Below are 18,128 nucleotides of genomic sequence, written 5' to 3'. Positions count from 1 at the left end.
CGCTCACACCTTTCCAACTGTCTTTAAAAGCTGCCCGACTGATTCTTCAAACGTAACCAGGTCCTTATTGCCCTGCTTTAGAAAGTCAATAATGACCGGGTGCAGGGTAATTGCCTCATCCACACTATTGCTGGATCCTTTTTTGTACGCTCCGATGGTGATCAGATCTTCTGATTCTTCATACACACTGATCAGGTTTCTCATTTTATCGGCTGCATGTGAATGATTTTCCTTCACAATGTCCTTCATCACCCGGCTGACACTTTTAAGTACGTTCACCGCGGGAAACTGTCCCTTGTTGGCAAGCTTCCGGTCGAGGACGAGGTGTCCGTCCAAAATCCCCCGTACCGCATCGGCAATGGGCTCAGATAAGTCGTCACCGTCAACAAGAACCGTGTAAAATGCGGTAATTGTTCCGTGTTCATTTGTTCCGCTTCGCTCGAGAAGGCGGGGCAGAACGGCAAAAACGCTTGGGGTATACCCTTTTGTGGTGGGGGGTTCTCCTACTGCAAGACCAACTTCCCTCTGAGCCATTGCCACACGGGTGACACTGTCCATCATGAGCGTTACATTCATCCCAAGGTCCCGGAAGTATTCTGCAATTGCAGTAGCTGTCATCGCTCCTTTTATCCTCATAAGAGCCGGCTGATCGGAGGTGGCAACGACTACGATTGTCTTCTTCAGTCCCTCGGCACCAAGATCCCGTTCAATGAACTCCTTCACTTCCCGTCCCCGCTCGCCGATAAGGGCAATTACGTTCACATCTGCATCAGAGTTTTTCGCAATCATGGCCATCATCGTACTTTTACCAACACCGCTTCCGGCGAAAATTCCCATCCTCTGTCCTTTTCCCACTGTAAACAGGCTGTCCACTGCTCTTATGCCGAGGCTCAGGGGAGCGGAAATCCGAGGTCTTTCCATGGGGTTTGGCGGCGGATTATCCGTTGGGTAAGGTTTGCAGCCTTGAATGTCTTGCCCTCCCTGAAGGGGTCTTCCAATTCCATCTATTACCTTCCCGATGAGGGCTGTGCCGATATTGATTCTGAGTGGATTGCGGGTTGATTCAACGAGACTGCCCGGCGCGATGTCCTGTATGGCGTCAAATGGCATAAGAAGGACTTTTTCGTCTTTAAAACCGACGACTTCAGCCATGATTTTTCTTGACGGATGTTTTCCGGCGGTTATATAACACAGCTCTCCAATGGAAGCCTGAGGCCCTCTGGCTTCGATCATCAGTCCTGCAACCTGCGATACTTTTCCGTACCATTTAAAAGAACTGAGTTGTTCAATTTCATTAATGATTCGACTTGCCTTCATCGGTCTCATCCTGTCTCTGAATCTCTTTTAGCTGATGCTTTAATTCATGAAGCTGGCTGCCTAGGCCCGCTTCCATCTTTCCGAATGGCGTTTCAATTGTACATCCGGATAATGGAAGGTTTCTGTCAGGGTAAATATAGATATGTTTGGCAGAAAGAACGATCTGCTCAAGCTCCGGCTTATGTCTGAGCGTCTCTTCGTAGCGGTCGGGATGTATGTAGACAGCAATCTCCTGCTGATCCTTGACTTCTTCAACAGCCCGGGACACGAATTCTGCCCACATGGCTTCTTCAGTGAGCGTTGTGCCCAGGATTTTTTCTGCAGCAGCAAGGGCGATACTGAGAATATCAGGACTCGCTTTTTCCAGGGTATCGAGATAATCCTGTCTCGACCGTTTGACCGTTTCTCTTGCTCCTGCCAGCTCTTCTTCGCAGGCCTTGAGGCCTGCTTCATGTCCGTCACTGTACCCTTTTTCCCAGCCCTCTTTTTTTCTCATTTCATACAGAGACACGGCTTCTTCTTTTGCCCGCTCCCTTTGGGAGGCGAGTTCACTTTTCACCTGTTCCTTATAGGCATTGGCTTCCTCTATTAATCTGAATGCTTCTTCCTTTGCCCTTTCGAGTTGAACTGTTACGTCTTCGGCTTCCTCCTGTTCGAATAATAGATCATCAGACATTTTTGGTTCCGGTTCGGAATTAAGGGATTTGATCTGGATAATCGATGTTACGTTCGTTTTTTTTGCCATGGATGACTTAATGAATTTAGACAATCACATCATCTCCTCCACCACGGGCGATCACGATTTCACCTGTTTCTTCAAGGCGGCGGATGACGGATACAATTCGTGACTGGGCTTCTTCAACATCCTTCAGACGGACAGGACCCATAAACTCCATTTCTTCTTTAAATGTTTCTGCCATGCGCTGGGACATGTTACCGAACAGCATATTCTTCACTTCTTCTGAAGCTACCTTCAAAGCCAGCTGAAGGTCTTCATTTTCAACATCCCGTATGACACGCTGTATTGACCGGTTATCAAGAGTGACGATATCTTCAAACACAAACATCCGCTTCTTAATTTCCTCCGCCAACTCCGGATCACGTGTTTCCAGACTGTCCAGTATCGTTCGTTCAGTTGCCCGGTCTACACTGTTTAACACTTCAACAACCGATTCTATACCGCCCGCCTGTGTATAATCCTGAGTGACAGTAGCAGAAAGTTTCTTTTCAAGAATCGTCTCCACCTCGCTGATAATCTCAGGTGTCGTTCCTTCCATCGTAGCAATCCGTCTTGCCACATCAGCCTGGACATCCTGCGGGAGAGAAGAAAGAATCTGACCCGACTGTTCACTGTCAAGGTAGGAAAGAATGAGTGCAATTGTTTGGGGATGCTCTCCCTGGATAAAATTCAGAATCTGGGATGCATCGGCTTTTCTCGCAAAGTCAAATGGTCTGACCTGAAGATTGGAGGTGAGCCTGTTAATGATGGACATGGCTTCTTCCTCGCCAAGAGCCTTTTCAAGGACATCCTTCGCGTAGCTGATACCGCCTTGTGATATGTAATCCTGAGCCATCGCAAGCTGGTGAAACTGACTGAGTACTTCCTCTTTTGTTTCGGTATTTACTCTTCTTACACCGGCAATTTCAAGTGTAAGTTTTTCAATCTCTTCTTCTGTAAGGTGCTTATATACCTGTGCAGATACATCAGGACCAAGAGAGATCAGCAGTACTGCGGCTTTCTCTTTCCCTGATAATGTCTTTCGCTTGACCACACTTTACCCTCCTAATCCTCTGAGAGCCACGTTCTTACAAGCTTTGAAAATTCTTCAGGCTTTTCTCTAGCCATCTTTTCAAGCTGGCGGCGACGGGCTTTTTCTTCTGAATCGCGTTCTGTATTTACATCCGGAATATCAAAAACGGCTGTTTCCTGCTGAATTTCCCGTTCTTCTTCTTCAGTTTCACGTTTAGGTTTGCGAAGTAAAAGGAATAGAAGTACAAGAACTACAAATCCAAGTCCTCCTGCCAGTACATAACCTAAGTTTGAGGATTGTGCCGTGTCGTCTGCAAAGGTTTGTTTGCCGTTAAAAGGCTGAGCTGATACAAAGACCCGTTCATTGATATCCGTATCATCCCACCCGGCAAGTACGTCATTAGATATGGAAGTACGCACGACTTGTGTAAGGACCTGCTGAATATCATCCATTCGTTCCTGTGGCAGTGAGGCCATGTCTTCCGGATCGGGCGGTTCAACCATAACCTGGATACCGATATCCATTACCTGATAAGGACTCTCAACGATTTCCCGAGTGATGCGGTTAACATCATTGTTAATCCGTTCCTCAATGAGTTCGTAGTCTCCGCTGCCGGAGCCCGCTACAGCAGGGAACCCCGGTATATCTTCTTCCCCGGTACCCGCAATCCCGCCTTCTTCAGCGTTATCTCCTGTATAGGTTTCCGTAATTCGTTCCACGCTTACGGCAATACCTTCCATATTTTCTTCATCCACCGGCGTTACGAGGTGCTCTTCTCTGTTCTCTTTAGTGAAATCTATGTCAGTCGAAACCGTTACAAGTACTTTATCCGCCCCCATCATTGTTCCAAGCATCTGCTGAAGCTGGCGCTGAATATCCCGCTCGATATCCCGTTGAATGGAACGGTGCTGCTCATAAACTGAAAGTGTCGTATCAATGGTGGACTGATCCTGATATTCAAAATGGTTAAACATCTGATCCATAATCACAATATTTTCCACAGGGAGGTTCGGTATACTTTTGGATACCAGATGATAGAGTGATTTCACTTTATTCTGGTCCATGGAAGACCCTGGTGCCAGACTCATCACAATGGATGCGGAAGCCGTCCCCTGTTCATCTGCAAGCCAGATTGATTCCTCGGGGAGTGTAATCATCACCTGGGCCCCCTGAACCCCGTCTACACTCCGGATTAATTTTTCAAGTTCTGTCTGCATTAAACCCCGCTCAAGAACGTTAAATTCCTTATCCGTTGTTCCAAATCCCATGTTTTCCTGGAAGGAGCTGTAGTCAATACTCCCGCTTCTCGGCAGTCCTTCAGCTGCCAGTTCAACCTTGAGGTCATCGACAACACTTTCCGGAACCCGGATCGTTGAGCCGTCCTGTCCGACTTCAGAGTCAATTCCCCTGGCATCAAGTGTTGCTTTTATTTCTCCAGTTTCCTGAGCTGTGAGGTTTGTATAAAGAGGAACATAATACGTTCTCGATCCAAACCAGACCAATAGGAGAATCATGAGTATGACAAAAATAACGGAACCTACAAGTAACCCCTTCTGCCTGGATGTCCTTGATTGCCATAGCTCGACTGTCTTTTGTTTGTAGGTGGTTAATGTTTCGTTCATGGCTCCTCCTGTAACGCTTCGTGTTGATCTCTACGCAGCTTCGTTTATTGGTAAATGTTTTTTTTAAGAAAAAGTATTAAGTCCAGGATATTTTTGACGATATATAGATCATAGACACCCATAAGCAGATTGTTAAAGACGAAAGCTATATTAAACTTGCATTCTCATGATCTCCTGATAGGCTTCAATCGCCTTGTTACGCACTTCTACAGTCGTCTGCAGTGCTACACTTGCTTTTTGTGAAGCAATCATCACATCATGAAGATCAATGTTTTCTCCTCTGGCCATTTTTTCAGTGGCCGCTGTTGAAGCAATTTGTTTATCATTCACATCCTGTACAGCTTGATTCAGCCAGCCTGCAAATGCCTGCTGGGCTTCAAAACCGGGTCTTGCACTCATCTTTCCTGCTGCCGGTTTCATCATGCTGTTTTGTATGGATTGTACTGGGTCCATAATATTCACTCCTGTATTATCATTTAACGTCCAATTTCAAGGGCCTTTAAAAGCATATTTTTATGAGCGTCCAGGGCAGTTACATTTGCCTCATAGGATCTTGTTGCACTCATCATATCTACGACTTCTTTCAGTGGGTCCACATTCGGGAGCTGAACGAATCCCGCTTCATCAGCATCAGGATGCTCCGGCTGGAATACCTGTTTAAACGGTGTCTGGTCTTCCACTATTCTGCTCACTTTCACACCACTTCCCGCATTCTCATTCCTCGCGCGGTCCAGATGATTCTTAAACGTATTATTCGGCTCCATGACGACCATCTTTCTTCGGTATGGCTGCCATTCCCCATCCACCAATCTTCCTCTCGTTGAATCGGCATTTGCCATATTTGAAGATACCACATCCATCCGCAGCCTCTGGGATGTGAGGGCTGATGCTGACGTATTAATCCCATTAAACATCTATTCTACCTCCCTTGCCCGATCACAGTCTGAATTGAATTAAACCTGCCGTTCATTCTATCAATTAATGTATTATAGTAAATCTGGTTTTTAGCCATTTCCGTCATTTCAAGATCGATATCTACATTGTTGCCATTGTGGTTATATGCCGTATTTGTTCTTTTCTGAATCTCAACACCCGAGCTTCCCGCCTCTCTGAATGAAAGATGGCGGCTGTCGGTTCTGTGAGCGTCAAAATCCGGTTTATTCATGGCACTTTTCAGTTCATGGGAAAACACCGTTTTCTTAGCTTTATAGCTCGGTGTATCCACATTTGCAATATTGTTGGATATCGTGTTCTGGCGTGTCATCGAAGCATTTAATGCTGAATGGAGTAACTGATTTGTCGAATTATTGAATAGATTCATCATTTTACTCTCCCTAAAAGTGTTAAAATCTCAAAATACAGTGAAAAAATTCCTCTATCTAGTCGTATTTTATATAATTATGGTGGGATTGTCTAACTTTGAAGAAAATTGGTACTATGTCAATCAAAAAGACCTAATTCACTGTTTTGAGGTACTTGTCGTCCAATCTTCCTGTGAGCCTTGTCACACGTCCCTTTCTATTAAAAGTCACATTCGCCTCCTAATCTTTATTCATGTGACTTTTGTCCCAACACCATTCGGGACAGTTTTCAGAATCACATCAACTTGCTTACTGTTTTTTGTGAGCCATATACGCCTTCCATAATGTCTCACCTTTGTGTCTTTGCATGCCGGAGGTCCTCCACCGGTCGCACTGTATTAGCTGACATATATACTCAGAACCAGAATGGTATAAATGGCATAGGAGCGTGCTCCGGTTCCTCCTTCAGCGGAGCACGCATTCCCACACAGGAGTTACGGGACCGCTCGTCACCCTCTCAGGGATACCTCTTATACCGCCGGGTATTAAATATCGCAAAACAAAAAACGCATGGATTTCCATGCGTTTTTTATAGTGGTTCAATTTAGCTGTTCTTAAGTTTATCAAGCTCGATGAGGAACTTATCGTTAAGGACTTTAATATACGTCCCTTTCATTCCGAGTGAGCGGGATTCAATAACACCGGCACTCTCAAGTTTTCTTAAGGCGTTTACGATAACTGAGCGGGTGATCCCTACGCGGTCTGCAATTTTACTTGCGACAAGAAGACCTTCGTGACCCTCAAGCTCTTCAAAGATGTGCTCAACTGCCTCAAGCTCACTGTAGGATAAGGAGCTGATCGCCATTTGAACAACCGCTTTGGAACGGGCTTCCTGCTCAATTTCCTCTGTTTTTTCGTGAAGGATCTCCATACCTACTACAGTAGCACCATACTCAGCAAGGAGCAGGTCATCATTGTCAAATGAATCTGAAAGACGGGCAAGAATCAATGTGCCCAGACGCTGTCCTCCACCCTGGATAGGAACAACAGTTGTAAGACCGTTCTCGAAAAGGTCTTTGTTCTCTACCGGGAAAGCAGTGAATTCACTGTTGATGTCAAGGTTGGAAGACGTTTCTTCCACCTTAAACAGCCCGCTCGTATATTCTTCAGGGAACTGGCGGTCCTCAAGCATTTGCTTCATACGCTCATTTTCAATTTCCTGTTTAATAGCGTAGCCCAGAAGCTTACCCCGGCGGCTTACAATAAACGTGTTTGCTTCAATGACGTCTCGCAGTGTAACAGCAACATCTTTAAAATTTACTTGCTGTCCTCCTGTTTTTTGCAGTAATTCATTAATCTTTCTTGTTTTTGATAGTAAATCCATTACGAATCCTCCCGTGAATTATAAAATATATTGGCTCAAGTCGCGGTTTTCTACGACATTCTGCAATTTTTCTTCCACATATTTTGGTGTGATGACCACTTCTTCCAGATTGATGTCTGATGCTTCGAATGAGAGGTCCTCAAGAAGTCTTTCCAAAATCGTATGCAAACGACGGGCACCGATGTTTTCAGTCTCTTCATTTACACGTGTGGCAATTGTTGCAATCTTATAAACAGTTTCGTCAGAAAATTTCAAGTGTATACCTTCTGTTTCCATTAAGGCCTGATACTGTTTTAATAGAGCATTATCCGGCTCTACAAGGATACGGACAAAATCGTCAACAGTCAAGCTTGACAACTCGACGCGGATCGGAAAACGCCCCTGAAGTTCGGGAATAAGGTCAGACGGCTTTGAAAAATGAAACGCTCCGGCTGCTACAAACAGCATATGATCCGTTTTAACAGGACCATATTTCGTAACCACTGTCGATCCTTCCACGATTGGAAGAATATCGCGCTGGACACCTTCCCGGGATACATCTGCAGTCTGTCCTGAGTTTTTCCCCGCCACTTTATCAATTTCGTCTATGAAAATGATTCCCAGCTGTTCAGCCCGTGTGACTGCCTCCTGGGTGACTTCATCCATATCGATGAGTTTTTGGGCCTCATCTTCTGTGAGAACTTTCCGTGCGTCCTTCACCGTAAGCTTACGCTTCTTCTTTTTCTTCGGCATCATGTTTCCGAGCATTTCCTGCATATTCATACCCATCTGCTCCATGCCTGCCCCCTGGAACATATCCATAAAGTTCCCTTGCTGCTCTTCAACCTCAACGGTTACAACATGATCTTCAAGTTCTCCCATGGCAAGCTGGCGGGCGGAACGCTTCCTTTTATCCCGGATCGTTTCCTCTTCTTTTTGATCCTGGTTCGGTTGCTGCTGGTTTTCCTGATTGCCTCCGAAAATCATTTCAAAAGGGTTTTTATAATTGTTCTCTTTCTTTTTGGATGGAACGAGAAGTTCCACCAGCCTCATATTGGCGCTTTGTTCCGCTTCGCCTTTTACTTCAGCCATTTTCTGCTCTTTTTCAATTCTGATCGACGTTTCCACAAGATCACGAACCATGGATTCCACGTCACGGCCTACATAACCGACTTCAGTAAATTTAGTCGCTTCCACTTTGACAAAAGGTGCTCCAACAATTTTAGCGAGCCGGCGTGCGATTTCTGTTTTACCTACTCCGGTAGGACCGATCATGAGAATATTTTTAGGTGTAATTTCATCCCGCAGTCCTTCATTAAGCTTCGAACGCCGGTACCGGTTTCGAAGGGCGACTGCTACGGAACGCTTCGCCTGGGACTGCCCTACAATATACTGGTCAAGCTTTTCAACAATCTGTCTTGGTGTAAATGCTTCACTCATCGGGTTTTTCCCCCTTTTATATAATCAGGACTCTTTCAGTTCTTCTACAATAATTTCCCGGTTGGTATACACACAGATGTCGGCGGCTACCTCAAGAGCTGATTCAGCCAGCTCCCTGGCGCTCAGTCCTTCCCCGTGCTTTTTCAAGGCGCGGCCTGCAGCCAGTGCATAATTACCGCCGGAGCCGATGGCAATGATTCCGTCATCAGGTTCAATAACTTCACCTGTACCCGCAATAAGATAAAGGTTGGCGCTGTCCATCACAATTAGCATCGCCTCGAGTTTCCTTAAAACCCGGTCACTCCGCCACTCTTTTGCAAGTTCCACGGCTGCTCTTTGAAGATTTCCGCTGTATTCTTCCAGTTTGTTCTCAAACTTTTCATAAAGGGTAAAGGCATCCGCAACGCTGCCTGCAAAACCGGCAACAACTTTACCACGATAAAGGCGGCGGACCTTTTTAGCCGTATGCTTCATCACAACCGCATTCCCAAACGTTACCTGGCCATCTCCGGCCATGGCCAGGGACCCGTTGTGCTTAACAGCAAATATCGTTGTACCTCTGATTTGTTCCATGTGAACGCTCCTTTAAAGAAATCATCGTATCTATGCTCTCGGGTGTGACCGTTGATACATCTCTTTCAGCCGGTCTTTCGTAACATGCGTGTAAACCTGGGTAGAGCTTAACTGACTGTGGCCGAGAAGTTCCTGGACGGTCCGAAGATCAGCTCCTGCATTGAGCATGTGCGTTGCAAACGTGTGTCTGAACACGTGGGGACTGATCCTTGCATTCATGGAAGCATCATCAACAATCTTTTTCAGCATTGTCCGGATGCTTTTCGGAGTCAGCCTGCCGCTTCTGTAGTTCAGAAAGAGCGCTTCAGGATTTTCTTTACCGTCAATAATCTGTTTACGTCCGTCATTCAAATAAGTCTCAATGGCATCCATAGCAAAGCTGCCGACCGGTACATACCGCTCTTTCTTCCCCTTGCCTCTCACAAGAAGGGTTGCCATGTCACGGTCCAGGTCTGATACGTTCACACCTGCACATTCACTCACCCGGATGCCTGTAGCGTAAAGAAGTTCAATGATGGCCTTGTTTCGCTGGCCGAGGCTTCCGGTGGCGTCTATGTAGTTGAACAGAGTGTTCATTTCTTCCTCATACAGAAAAGTAGGCAGCCGCTCCCCGCTTTTAGGTATCGATGCCAGTATAAACGGGTTGTCCTTTACTGCTTCTTCCCTTAATAAGAATCTGTAAAACGAGCGAAGTGCCGAGATTTTTCTGGAGACTGTTTTCCGGGCATACTCCCGTTTATGGAGGACAGAAAGATATTCCCGTACTTCAGGATACGAAACTCCCGTCAAATCACTGATTCCATGGTTCTTCATGAATTCAAGGAAATCTGTTATATCTTTTCGGTAGTTTTCGATCGTATGAACCGAAGCATTCTTCTCTATTTGCAAGTATCGTATAAACGTTGTCGTCCAATCCTCAGTCATTTATACATTCACCCGGACTTTCGTTTTGTAGAAACACTCTGTTAATTTTCAATGCTGATTTCCGCTCCGGTCAACATTTTTTTCAATCACCAACCACCTGTCATAATGCTGGCAGAAAAGCCTCTGTAACAGGTGCTTTGGTGGTTTAATCACAAAGAGCTACTAAATCGTATCACAATTTAGCAGCTCTTTCAATAAACTTTACACTTTTTTCACAAAATTCTGAATTGTTGCCAATGCACGCTCACCGTGGGCTTCATAGCGCTCTTTTTTGTTTTTAATGCGCTTTTCAAATGGCGGAAGAAGACCCATGTTTGCATTGATCGGCTGGAAGTTATCCGGGTTTGCCGTCGTAATGTAGTTGACCATCGCGCCTGTCATTGTCTCCGCAGGAAAGACTGCCAGTTCTTCTCCTGCAACAAGCTTCGCAGCGTTAATACCGGAGACAAGTCCTGCTGCGGCGCTTTCCACGTACCCCTCTACACCTGTCATCTGACCGGCAAAAAACAAGTCGTCCCTGTCTTTATACTGATAGGTGGGGCGAAGAAGGTTCGGTGAGTTAACAAATGTGTTTCTATGCATCACGCCGTAACGGACAATTTCTGCATTCTCCAGTCCCGGGATTAATGAAAAGACTTCCTTTTGCGGACCCCATTTCATATGTGTCTGAAAACCGACAATATTGTAAAGGGTTCCTGAACTGTTGTCCTGTCTGAGCTGAACAACAGCATAAGGACGTTTACCTGTCTTCGGATCTTCCAGACCCACAGGCTTCATCGGTCCGAACAAGAGTGTTTTCTTTCCCCGGCGCGCCATCACTTCAATCGGCATACACCCTTCAAAGAACATCTCTTTTTCAAAGTCTTTAACCGGCACTGTTTCTGCATTGATCAGTGCGTCATAGAAGCGGTCAAATTCCTCTTCAGTCATCGGGCAGTTCAGATAAGCTGCTTCCCCTTTATCATAACGGGACTTGAGGTAGACTTTATCCATATCAACCGAGTCCGTTTCAAGGATCGGTGCTGCCGCATCATAGAAATAAAGATGCTCTTCTCCTGTAAGGGCCTTAAGTTCATTCGAAAGGCTCTCAGAGGTAAGGGGGCCTGTAGCAATAATCGTCGGGCCATCCGGAATCTTCGTAATTTCTTCAGAAAAAACCGTTACATTTTCATGGCCTTTTACACGGTCGGTAACAAGCTGGGCAAACTCATGACGGTCTACTGCAAGTGCTCCCCCTGCAGGAACGGAACAATCATCAGCAGACCTGATAATGACAGAATCCAGGTGCCGCATTTCTTCTTTCAATATACCGACGGCATTTGCCAGTCCGTTGGCTCTCAGGGAGTTGCTGCATACCAGCTCTGCGAATTTATCTGTATGGTGGGCAGGTGTCTGCTTTTTTGGACGCATTTCGTACAAGTGTACCTTTACGCCGCGCTTTGCAAGCTGCCATGCAGCTTCACTTCCCGCAAGACCTGCTCCTATTACATTTACGTGTTGTGTCATATTAATCCTCCTCAATAACAGTACAGTTATCCGGACAACAGGGATCACTCGACTGTTATTTGTTCACGAATCAGTTCTTACTACGCCTGCTAATATACCTTATCAAATAAAGAAATGCAAGAACAACAGGGCATACATGTATACACAGGAAAGAAGGGCTGCCCCCTGGAGCGGTTTTAAGGATTGTTTATTAAACGATCCCCTGTAAAAGAAATTATGGAAGGGGGTTATAACCCTTTATTGACATTCAGATGCGTTGTAATAATCAGGGGAACAGGATAACTCAGCTGAATAAGACCGCATACCTATTTTCATGTACAATATTGTGAATAAATCAGCATGGTTGTCTGTTTTATTCCCTCTTCCTTTAGCTTACAGAATTTAAGATTAAGCCAGCCCTTCTCTTTTCACGTGGAGGTGGTGCCGGTGACTCCTCGTCCGATTCAAAAAACCAAAAAGAAAAGAGCCCTTTATGGGCCCTTTACCTAATATGTTAGTTTTGTTCCTCTTTGTAATCACATTCGGAACATTGTACGTGGATGCCTTTTTTGGTCTTTTTCTCGACAAGCATTTTTGAACATTTCGGGCACGTACGGTTAATCGGTTTATCCCAGGAAATGAACTCACATTCCGGATAACGGTCACATCCGTAAAAAATGCGTTTCTTTTTACTTTTACGTTCCACAATATTTCCTTCGTTACAAGTCGGGCACTTCACACCGATATCTTTTACGATCGGTTTTGTGTTGCGGCATTCAGGAAAGTTGGAACAGGCCATAAATTTACCATAACGTCCCATCTTAAAGACCATTTCATGCCCGCATTTTTCACAATCCTCGCCTGCCGGTTCGTCTTTGATCTCTACTTCTCTCATCTCTTCTTCTGCTGTTTTCAGGCGTTTTTCGAAATCTTTGTAAAAATGATCAATGACCTGAACCCAGTTTTCCTTACCGTCCTCAATTGAGTCAAGGTCCGTTTCCATCTTTGCCGTAAACTCCACATTCAGGATTTCCGGGAAGAATTCAATGATAAGATCGAGAACGATGGTACCAAGCTCTGTAGGTACAAAACGTTTATCTTCAAGTGCAACATACCCTCTACGCTGAATCGTATCCAGCGTAGGTGCATAAGTTGACGGTCGCCCGATACCGAGCTCCTCCATCGTCTTTACGAGACGCGCCTCAGTATAACGCGGCGGCGGCTGGGTAAAGTGCTGGTTCGGATCAATCGTTTCCACAACGACCTCCTCCCCCTGTTCAAGTTCAGGCAGCCAGCGGTCTTCTTCTTTCTTACCATCATCTGTGCCTTCAATATACACTTTCATAAAACCGGGGAACTTCAGCTTCGATCCGTTCGCTCTGAAAATCACACCGTTGTTTGAGAGATCCACACTCAGGGTGTCCATCACCGCAGGAGCCATAAGGCTTGCTACAAGGCGATCCCAGATCAGTTTATACAGACGGTACTGGTCTCTGGAAAGATATGACTTGACGTTTTTCGGATCTTTCATCACAGAAGTCGGCCGGATCGCTTCGTGAGCATCCTGTGAATTGGCACTTTGTTTCGATTTTTTTTGTTCGGTATTAATGTATTCCTTACCGTAATTGGCTTCGATGTAGTCTTTTGTTTCATTTTGTGCCGTTTCTGAAACCCGTGTTGAGTCGGTACGCATATACGTGATTAAACCGACGGTACCTTCTTTTCCTACATCAATACCTTCGTAAAGCTGCTGAGCGAGCATCATCGTTTTCTTTGCTCTGAAATTCAGTTTACGGGCAGCTTCCTGCTGGAGTGATGAAGTGGTAAATGGTACGACCGGGTTGCGTTTGCGTTCCCTTTTCGTAACTTTATCCACGGTGAACGTATCACCTGACAGCTTGTTGAGAACAAGGTCTACATCTTCTTTCGTTTTTAATTCCGTCTTTTTCCCGTCGACTCCATAAAACTTCGCTTCAAATGATTCGTCATTTTTATTCAGTTCCGCCTGTATTGACCAGTACTCTTCGGGCTCGAAAGCTTCGATTTCCTTTTCCCGGTCAATAATCATTTTGACAGCTACACTCTGCACACGACCTGCACTCAGACCCTTCTTAACTTTCTTCCATAATAACGGGCTGATATTGTAACCGACAAGACGATCAAGAACTCGCCGTGCCTGCTGGGCATCCACTAAATCCATATTAATGGTTCTTGGTGTTTTAAACGAATCTTTAATAGCTTGTTTGGTAATCTCATTAAAAACAACTCGGCATTTTGATTTATCGTCAATATTCAGGCTGTGGGCAAGGTGCCATGCAATGGCTTCCCCTTCTCTGTCGGGGTCAGCTGCAAGATAAATCTTTTTTGCTTTTTTCGCTGCTGTCTTAAGTTCCTTAAGAACAGGGCCCTTTCCACGGATGGTGATGTATTTAGGGGTAAAGTTGTCTTCCACATCTACACCCATCTGACTTTTCGGCAAGTCAATAACATGTCCCATCGATGCTTTTACTGCATATTTCTTTCCTAAATATTTACCGATTGTTTTCGCTTTAGCCGGGGATTCGACGATCACTAAGTAATCGGACATAATGTTGTTCCTCCCCTTCAGAGGTAAAATCGTTCAAATATAGTAAAATCAAATCTCCACTATTATTAACTACACATTTATGGTTTGTCAAACATGAAAACGGAAAAAAACGGTTATTACTCCTTTCAAAACCACTTAAAGCCTTGTTGTATCTTCTTTTTTGAATTTTCAGGCTACACGTGTACTTGTTTGATATTTATTCACTTTTTTCCGGATTCCATACCTTCTTTTTTAAATTTCTTCTATTATATCTTCTGCAGACATAACCGTTTTTGCTCCTTCCTGGATGAGTCTCAGGCAGCCTGCGGCCTGCTTTTTTAAAGGTGAACCGGGAACGGCAAGAACCTCCCTGCCCTGTTCAAGTGCACAGCTGGCTGTAATCATCGAACCGCTTTTTTCATTGGCTTCGACAATGAGAACAGCTTTGCTGATTCCGGAGATGAGTCTGTTTCGCTGTGGAAAATGCCATCGTTGAGGTTTTGTTTCAGGCGGGTATTCACTGAGGATGAGGTTTTCTTTCTTGATTGATCTGGCTAAGGGTGTATGAGATGGAGGATAAATGTGGGTAAAGCCTGAGCCGAGGATTGCCATTGTCGCTACGTTGTTTTTCAAAGCCCATTTATGGGCAAATCCATCAACCCCTTCTGCAAGACCTGAGACGATCAGAAGCTCATCAGCGGGGATCGGGTTCAGCAGCTCTTCTATAATCGGCACAGCTTCAGGAGAGGGTCTCCTTGAACCAATTACAGCGAGGGGAGACGTTTTTTTAAGTATGCTCAAATTTCCTTGATAAAACAGTACAGCAGGAGGATCGTATATCATCTGGAGACGGACTGGGTAATGGGGGTCATTCCGGGTCAGGAAGCCTATGCCCTGCTTTTCCAGCTCCAAATGGAGGTTGCGGTGCCTAAGTTGCTGAATGTTTTTGTATATTCGTTCTGCCCGGTCCAGGCGCAGATTTAAGGCTGCCATAAGAGAGGCGGCCGACATTTGAAAAGGGGCTTTCAATTCAGGGTCGAGTGCGTACATACGTTCTGTTATAAGGGCATCAGCATGTGTCGCATAATGGAGGATCAGCATGCGCTCATTTAAATAATTCATTTGTTTACCTGCCTTCGTAATAGAATGGGGAATAACATAATGGGGCGCTCAGGAGGAATGAAAAAGAGGCTCCCCCGGAAGCCGGGGGAGGACTCAGTTAATACGTGTTATTTATGAGTAACACACTTTTCGTAAATACCGTTGTCTTTCAGGGAGCTGATAAGCGTTTCTCCCATAACTGCAGGAGTTTGTGCCACTTTCACACCGCATGCTTCAAGTGTTTTGATCTTCTCGGCAGCAGTTCCTTTACCACCGGAAATAATTGCACCGGCATGGCCCATACGTTTTCCTGGAGGTGCAGTCTGACCGCCGATAAATCCTACTACCGGCTTAGTCATGTTCGCTTTGATCCACTCGGCCGCTTCTTCTTCAGCTGTACCGCCGATTTCACCGATCATGATGACTGCATAGGTGTCATCGTCTTCATTGAATTGCTTCAATACATCGATGAAGTCCGTACCGTTAACAGGGTCTCCCCCGATTCCGACAGCTGTAGACTGGCCGATACCTTCAGTGGAAAGCTGGTGTACCGCTTCGTACGTTAATGTACCAGAGCGGGAAACGACACCAACGTGCCCTTTTTTGTGAATGTATCCGGGCATAATACCGATTTTACACTCGTCAGGAGTAATAACTCCTGGACAGTTCGGTCCGATCAGGCGTGTTTCTTTGCCTTCAAGGTAACGTTTTACTTTAATCATATCAGTTACAGGAATACCTTCTGTAATTGTAATAACAAGATCAATGCCGGCGTCTGCCGCTTCCATGATTGCGTCTGCTGCAAATGCAGGGGGAACGTAAACGACTGAAGCATTTGCTCCTGTTTTTTCAACAGCATCACTTACTGTATCAAATACTGGAATACCTTCTACTTCTGTGCCGCCTTTACCCGGTGTAACGCCACCTACAACATTCGTTCCGTATTCAACGGCCTGTTTTGTGTGGAACAGCCCGGTAGCCCCGGTAATACCTTGTACAATTAGTTTTGTGTCTTTATTAATAAGGATACTCATCTGCTACCCGTCCTTTCTTACTCTTTAACAAGAGAAACGATTTTTTCTGCACCATCAGCCATTGAGTCAGCTGCTGTAATGTTCAATCCTGATTCTTCAAGAATTTTCTTTCCAAGATCTACGTTTGTTCCTTCAAGACGCACGACAAGAGGAAGCTCAAGTCCCATCTCTTTCGTTGCTGCAACGACACCTTCGGCAATGATGTCACACTTCATGATTCCGCCGAAAATGTTTACGTAGATTCCTTTTACGCTTTTATCGGAAAGAATGATTTTGAACGCTTCAGTAACCTTCTCTTTTGTTGCTCCGCCACCTACGTCAAGGAAGTTTGCCGGGTCACCGCTGTAATGCTTGATGATGTCCATTGTGGCCATGGCAAGTCCTGCACCGTTAACCATGCATCCGATGTTCCCGTCAAGAGCAATGTAGCTGAGATCATGTTTGGATGCTTCAATTTCCTTTTCATCTTCTTCTTCAAGATCGCGAAGTTCAACAATGTCTTTTTGACGGTAAAGAGCGTTGGAATCGAAATTAAGCTTCGCATCCAGTGCCATGACTTTTCCGTCCCCTGTTGTAACAAGCGGGTTGATTTCTGCAATAGAGCAGTCTTTTTCTTCAAATGCTTTATAAAGTCCCATCATGAACTTCACCGCGTCGCGGACAAGCTCTTTTGGAATGTTAATATTAAATGCAAGCCGGCGTGCCTGGTACGGCATAAGACCTACAACAGGATCAACAACCTCTTTAAAGATTTTTTCAGGTGTTTTTTCGGCAACTTCTTCAATCTCTGTGCCGCCTTCTTCTGAAGCCATCATTACAATACGGGACGTATCGCGGTCTACAACGAGTCCTACGTAATACTCGCTTTTAATATCACAGCCCTCTTCGATGAGTAAGCGCTTAACTTCTTTACCCTCAGGACCAGTCTGATGCGTGACTAATGTTTTACCGAGAATCTCTTCGGCATATGTACGAACGTCGTCAAGATTTTTCGCCACTTTAACGCCGCCGGCTTTTCCGCGGCCACCTGCGTGGATTTGTGCTTTGACAACGGTTACATCAGTGCCTAGCGATTTTGCTGCTTCGACAGCTTCTTCTACTGTGTAAGCCACTTTTCCGTTAGGAACTGCGACACCATAATTTCTTAAAACTTCTTTGCCTTGATACTCATGGATATTCATTGCCATCCTCCTAACTTAATTGTCCCTGCATCTTCTTTTCCCTCTCGTTCAGAGAGTTCGCTAATCGTTCACAAACCCTTTTGGGAAAATAAAAAATTACAAAATATTTCGTGCGGGAAACGAAGAAATTTGTATATGCTTCGTTGCACAAGTTTTATTTTACTATACTTTTGTCAATTTTGTGAATCGATTGCTCAATTTTTTTCAGGAAATTTTGGAACCAGGTTGTAACAAGGGGTAAAAAAGGGCGTTATTTACTTTTTTGTCAGCTTTATAGAACAAGAAAAATGATTTTCGTTCCTGATCAATCAACACTTATATTGTCATTTATCAACTCTTGTTTAAAAAGACATAATGCAGCCGGGATGCCTGAGACTCTGGCGGTTGTGGGGGCTAGGGTGAGACCCCGCAATGCGGAGGAGTCCACTGAAAAAGTCAAAGTCCGATAATAACATCACCACTTTAGGGCT

At 45.1% G+C, this 18,128-nt stretch carries 16 protein-coding genes; all 16 read right to left on the bottom strand.

Annotated elements, in window-relative coordinates; all coding sequences use genetic code 11:
- Window positions 1–3: 3 nt before the first annotated feature.
- On the bottom strand, window positions 4–1,317 hold the full coding sequence (gene fliI, locus JSY36_RS00275; protein WP_205164781.1) for a flagellar protein export ATPase FliI: 1,314 nt from the start codon (window positions 1,315–1,317) through the stop codon (window positions 4–6).
- Entirely contained in the window at window positions 1,295–2,086 is a 792-nt protein-coding gene (gene fliH / locus JSY36_RS00270) for a flagellar assembly protein FliH (protein ID WP_205164780.1), read from the bottom strand. The genes fliI and fliH overlap by 23 nt, the downstream gene beginning before the upstream one ends.
- Window positions 2,079–3,089, bottom strand: a complete 1,011-nt coding sequence (gene fliG / locus JSY36_RS00265) for a flagellar motor switch protein FliG (RefSeq protein ID WP_122897113.1) — start codon at window positions 3,087–3,089, stop codon at window positions 2,079–2,081. Before fliG ends, fliH begins: the two co-directional genes overlap by 8 nt.
- 11 nt (window positions 3,090–3,100) lie before the next feature.
- Complete coding sequence (gene fliF / locus JSY36_RS00260) at window positions 3,101–4,690, bottom strand: flagellar basal-body MS-ring/collar protein FliF (protein WP_205164779.1); 1,590 nt, start codon at window positions 4,688–4,690, stop codon at window positions 3,101–3,103.
- 150 nt (window positions 4,691–4,840) lie between these two features.
- Window positions 4,841–5,143, bottom strand: coding sequence for a flagellar hook-basal body complex protein FliE (fliE, locus tag JSY36_RS00255; protein ID WP_205164778.1), 303 nt, complete (start codon window positions 5,141–5,143; stop codon window positions 4,841–4,843).
- Between the two features lie 23 nt (window positions 5,144–5,166).
- Window positions 5,167–5,604: a flagellar basal body rod protein FlgC gene (gene flgC, locus JSY36_RS00250; protein ID WP_205164777.1), complete on the bottom strand. Its 438-nt coding sequence runs from the start codon at window positions 5,602–5,604 to the stop codon at window positions 5,167–5,169.
- Between the two features lie 5 nt (window positions 5,605–5,609).
- Window positions 5,610–6,014 (bottom strand): flagellar basal body rod protein FlgB, encoded by a 405-nt coding sequence (gene flgB, locus JSY36_RS00245; RefSeq protein WP_336511413.1) that lies wholly within the window; start codon window positions 6,012–6,014, stop codon window positions 5,610–5,612.
- Between the two features lie 581 nt (window positions 6,015–6,595).
- On the bottom strand, window positions 6,596–7,375 hold the full coding sequence (gene codY, locus JSY36_RS00240; RefSeq protein WP_122897118.1) for a GTP-sensing pleiotropic transcriptional regulator CodY: 780 nt from the start codon (window positions 7,373–7,375) through the stop codon (window positions 6,596–6,598).
- Between the two features lie 18 nt (window positions 7,376–7,393).
- Window positions 7,394–8,794, bottom strand: coding sequence for an ATP-dependent protease ATPase subunit HslU (gene hslU, locus JSY36_RS00235; RefSeq protein ID WP_205164776.1), 1,401 nt, complete (start codon window positions 8,792–8,794; stop codon window positions 7,394–7,396).
- A gap of 24 nt (window positions 8,795–8,818) precedes the next feature.
- Window positions 8,819–9,367, bottom strand: coding sequence for an ATP-dependent protease subunit HslV (hslV, locus tag JSY36_RS00230; RefSeq protein WP_122897120.1), 549 nt, complete (start codon window positions 9,365–9,367; stop codon window positions 8,819–8,821).
- 30 nt (window positions 9,368–9,397) lie between these two features.
- On the bottom strand, window positions 9,398–10,291 hold the full coding sequence (xerC, locus tag JSY36_RS00225; RefSeq protein WP_205164775.1) for a tyrosine recombinase XerC: 894 nt from the start codon (window positions 10,289–10,291) through the stop codon (window positions 9,398–9,400).
- Window positions 10,292–10,492: 201 nt separating this feature from the next.
- Window positions 10,493–11,803 (bottom strand): FADH(2)-oxidizing methylenetetrahydrofolate--tRNA-(uracil(54)-C(5))-methyltransferase TrmFO, encoded by a 1,311-nt coding sequence (gene trmFO, locus JSY36_RS00220; protein ID WP_183163836.1) that lies wholly within the window; start codon window positions 11,801–11,803, stop codon window positions 10,493–10,495.
- Between the two features lie 487 nt (window positions 11,804–12,290).
- Window positions 12,291–14,363 (bottom strand): type I DNA topoisomerase, encoded by a 2,073-nt coding sequence (gene topA, locus JSY36_RS00215; RefSeq protein WP_205164774.1) that lies wholly within the window; start codon window positions 14,361–14,363, stop codon window positions 12,291–12,293.
- Window positions 14,364–14,594: 231 nt separating this feature from the next.
- Window positions 14,595–15,464, bottom strand: coding sequence for a DNA-processing protein DprA (dprA, locus tag JSY36_RS00210; RefSeq protein ID WP_205164773.1), 870 nt, complete (start codon window positions 15,462–15,464; stop codon window positions 14,595–14,597).
- A gap of 107 nt (window positions 15,465–15,571) precedes the next feature.
- Window positions 15,572–16,477, bottom strand: coding sequence for a succinate--CoA ligase subunit alpha (sucD, locus tag JSY36_RS00205; RefSeq protein ID WP_122897125.1), 906 nt, complete (start codon window positions 16,475–16,477; stop codon window positions 15,572–15,574).
- 17 nt (window positions 16,478–16,494) lie between these two features.
- Entirely contained in the window at window positions 16,495–17,658 is a 1,164-nt protein-coding gene (sucC, locus tag JSY36_RS00200; RefSeq protein ID WP_122897126.1) for an ADP-forming succinate--CoA ligase subunit beta, read from the bottom strand.
- Window positions 17,659–18,128 lie beyond the last annotated feature (470 nt).

It is taken from the genome of Alteribacter salitolerans (assembly GCF_016901055.1).
GTDB classification, from domain to species: domain Bacteria; phylum Bacillota; class Bacilli; order Bacillales; family Salisediminibacteriaceae; genus Alteribacter; species Alteribacter keqinensis.
Note: the sequence above shows the minus strand (reverse complement) of the source record. Positions and strands in the feature narration are given on the sequence as shown.

Bases quoted from the DNA above. Each gene is read 5' to 3' on its own strand.
- topA (WP_205164774.1), bottom strand. From the start codon at position 14,363: ATGTCCGATTACTTAGTGATCGTCGAATCCCCGGCTAAAGCGAAAACA.
- flgC (WP_205164777.1), bottom strand. From the start codon at position 5,604: ATGTTTAATGGGATTAATACGTCAGCATCAGCCCTCACATCCCAGAGG.
- hslU (WP_205164776.1), bottom strand. From the start codon at position 8,794: ATGAGTGAAGCATTTACACCAAGACAGATTGTTGAAAAGCTTGACCAG.
- dprA (WP_205164773.1), bottom strand. From the start codon at position 15,464: ATGAATTATTTAAATGAGCGCATGCTGATCCTCCATTATGCGACACAT.
- flgB (WP_336511413.1), bottom strand. From the start codon at position 6,014: ATGATGAATCTATTCAATAATTCGACAAATCAGTTACTCCATTCAGCA.
- fliI (WP_205164781.1), bottom strand. From the start codon at position 1,317: ATGAAGGCAAGTCGAATCATTAATGAAATTGAACAACTCAGTTCTTTT.
- xerC (WP_205164775.1), bottom strand. From the start codon at position 10,291: ATGACTGAGGATTGGACGACAACGTTTATACGATACTTGCAAATAGAG.
- sucC (WP_122897126.1), bottom strand. From the start codon at position 17,658: ATGAATATCCATGAGTATCAAGGCAAAGAAGTTTTAAGAAATTATGGT.
- fliE (WP_205164778.1), bottom strand. From the start codon at position 5,143: ATGGACCCAGTACAATCCATACAAAACAGCATGATGAAACCGGCAGCA.
- codY (WP_122897118.1), bottom strand. From the start codon at position 7,375: ATGGATTTACTATCAAAAACAAGAAAGATTAATGAATTACTGCAAAAA.
- hslV (WP_122897120.1), bottom strand. From the start codon at position 9,367: ATGGAACAAATCAGAGGTACAACGATATTTGCTGTTAAGCACAACGGG.
- sucD (WP_122897125.1), bottom strand. From the start codon at position 16,477: ATGAGTATCCTTATTAATAAAGACACAAAACTAATTGTACAAGGTATT.
- fliF (WP_205164779.1), bottom strand. From the start codon at position 4,690: ATGAACGAAACATTAACCACCTACAAACAAAAGACAGTCGAGCTATGG.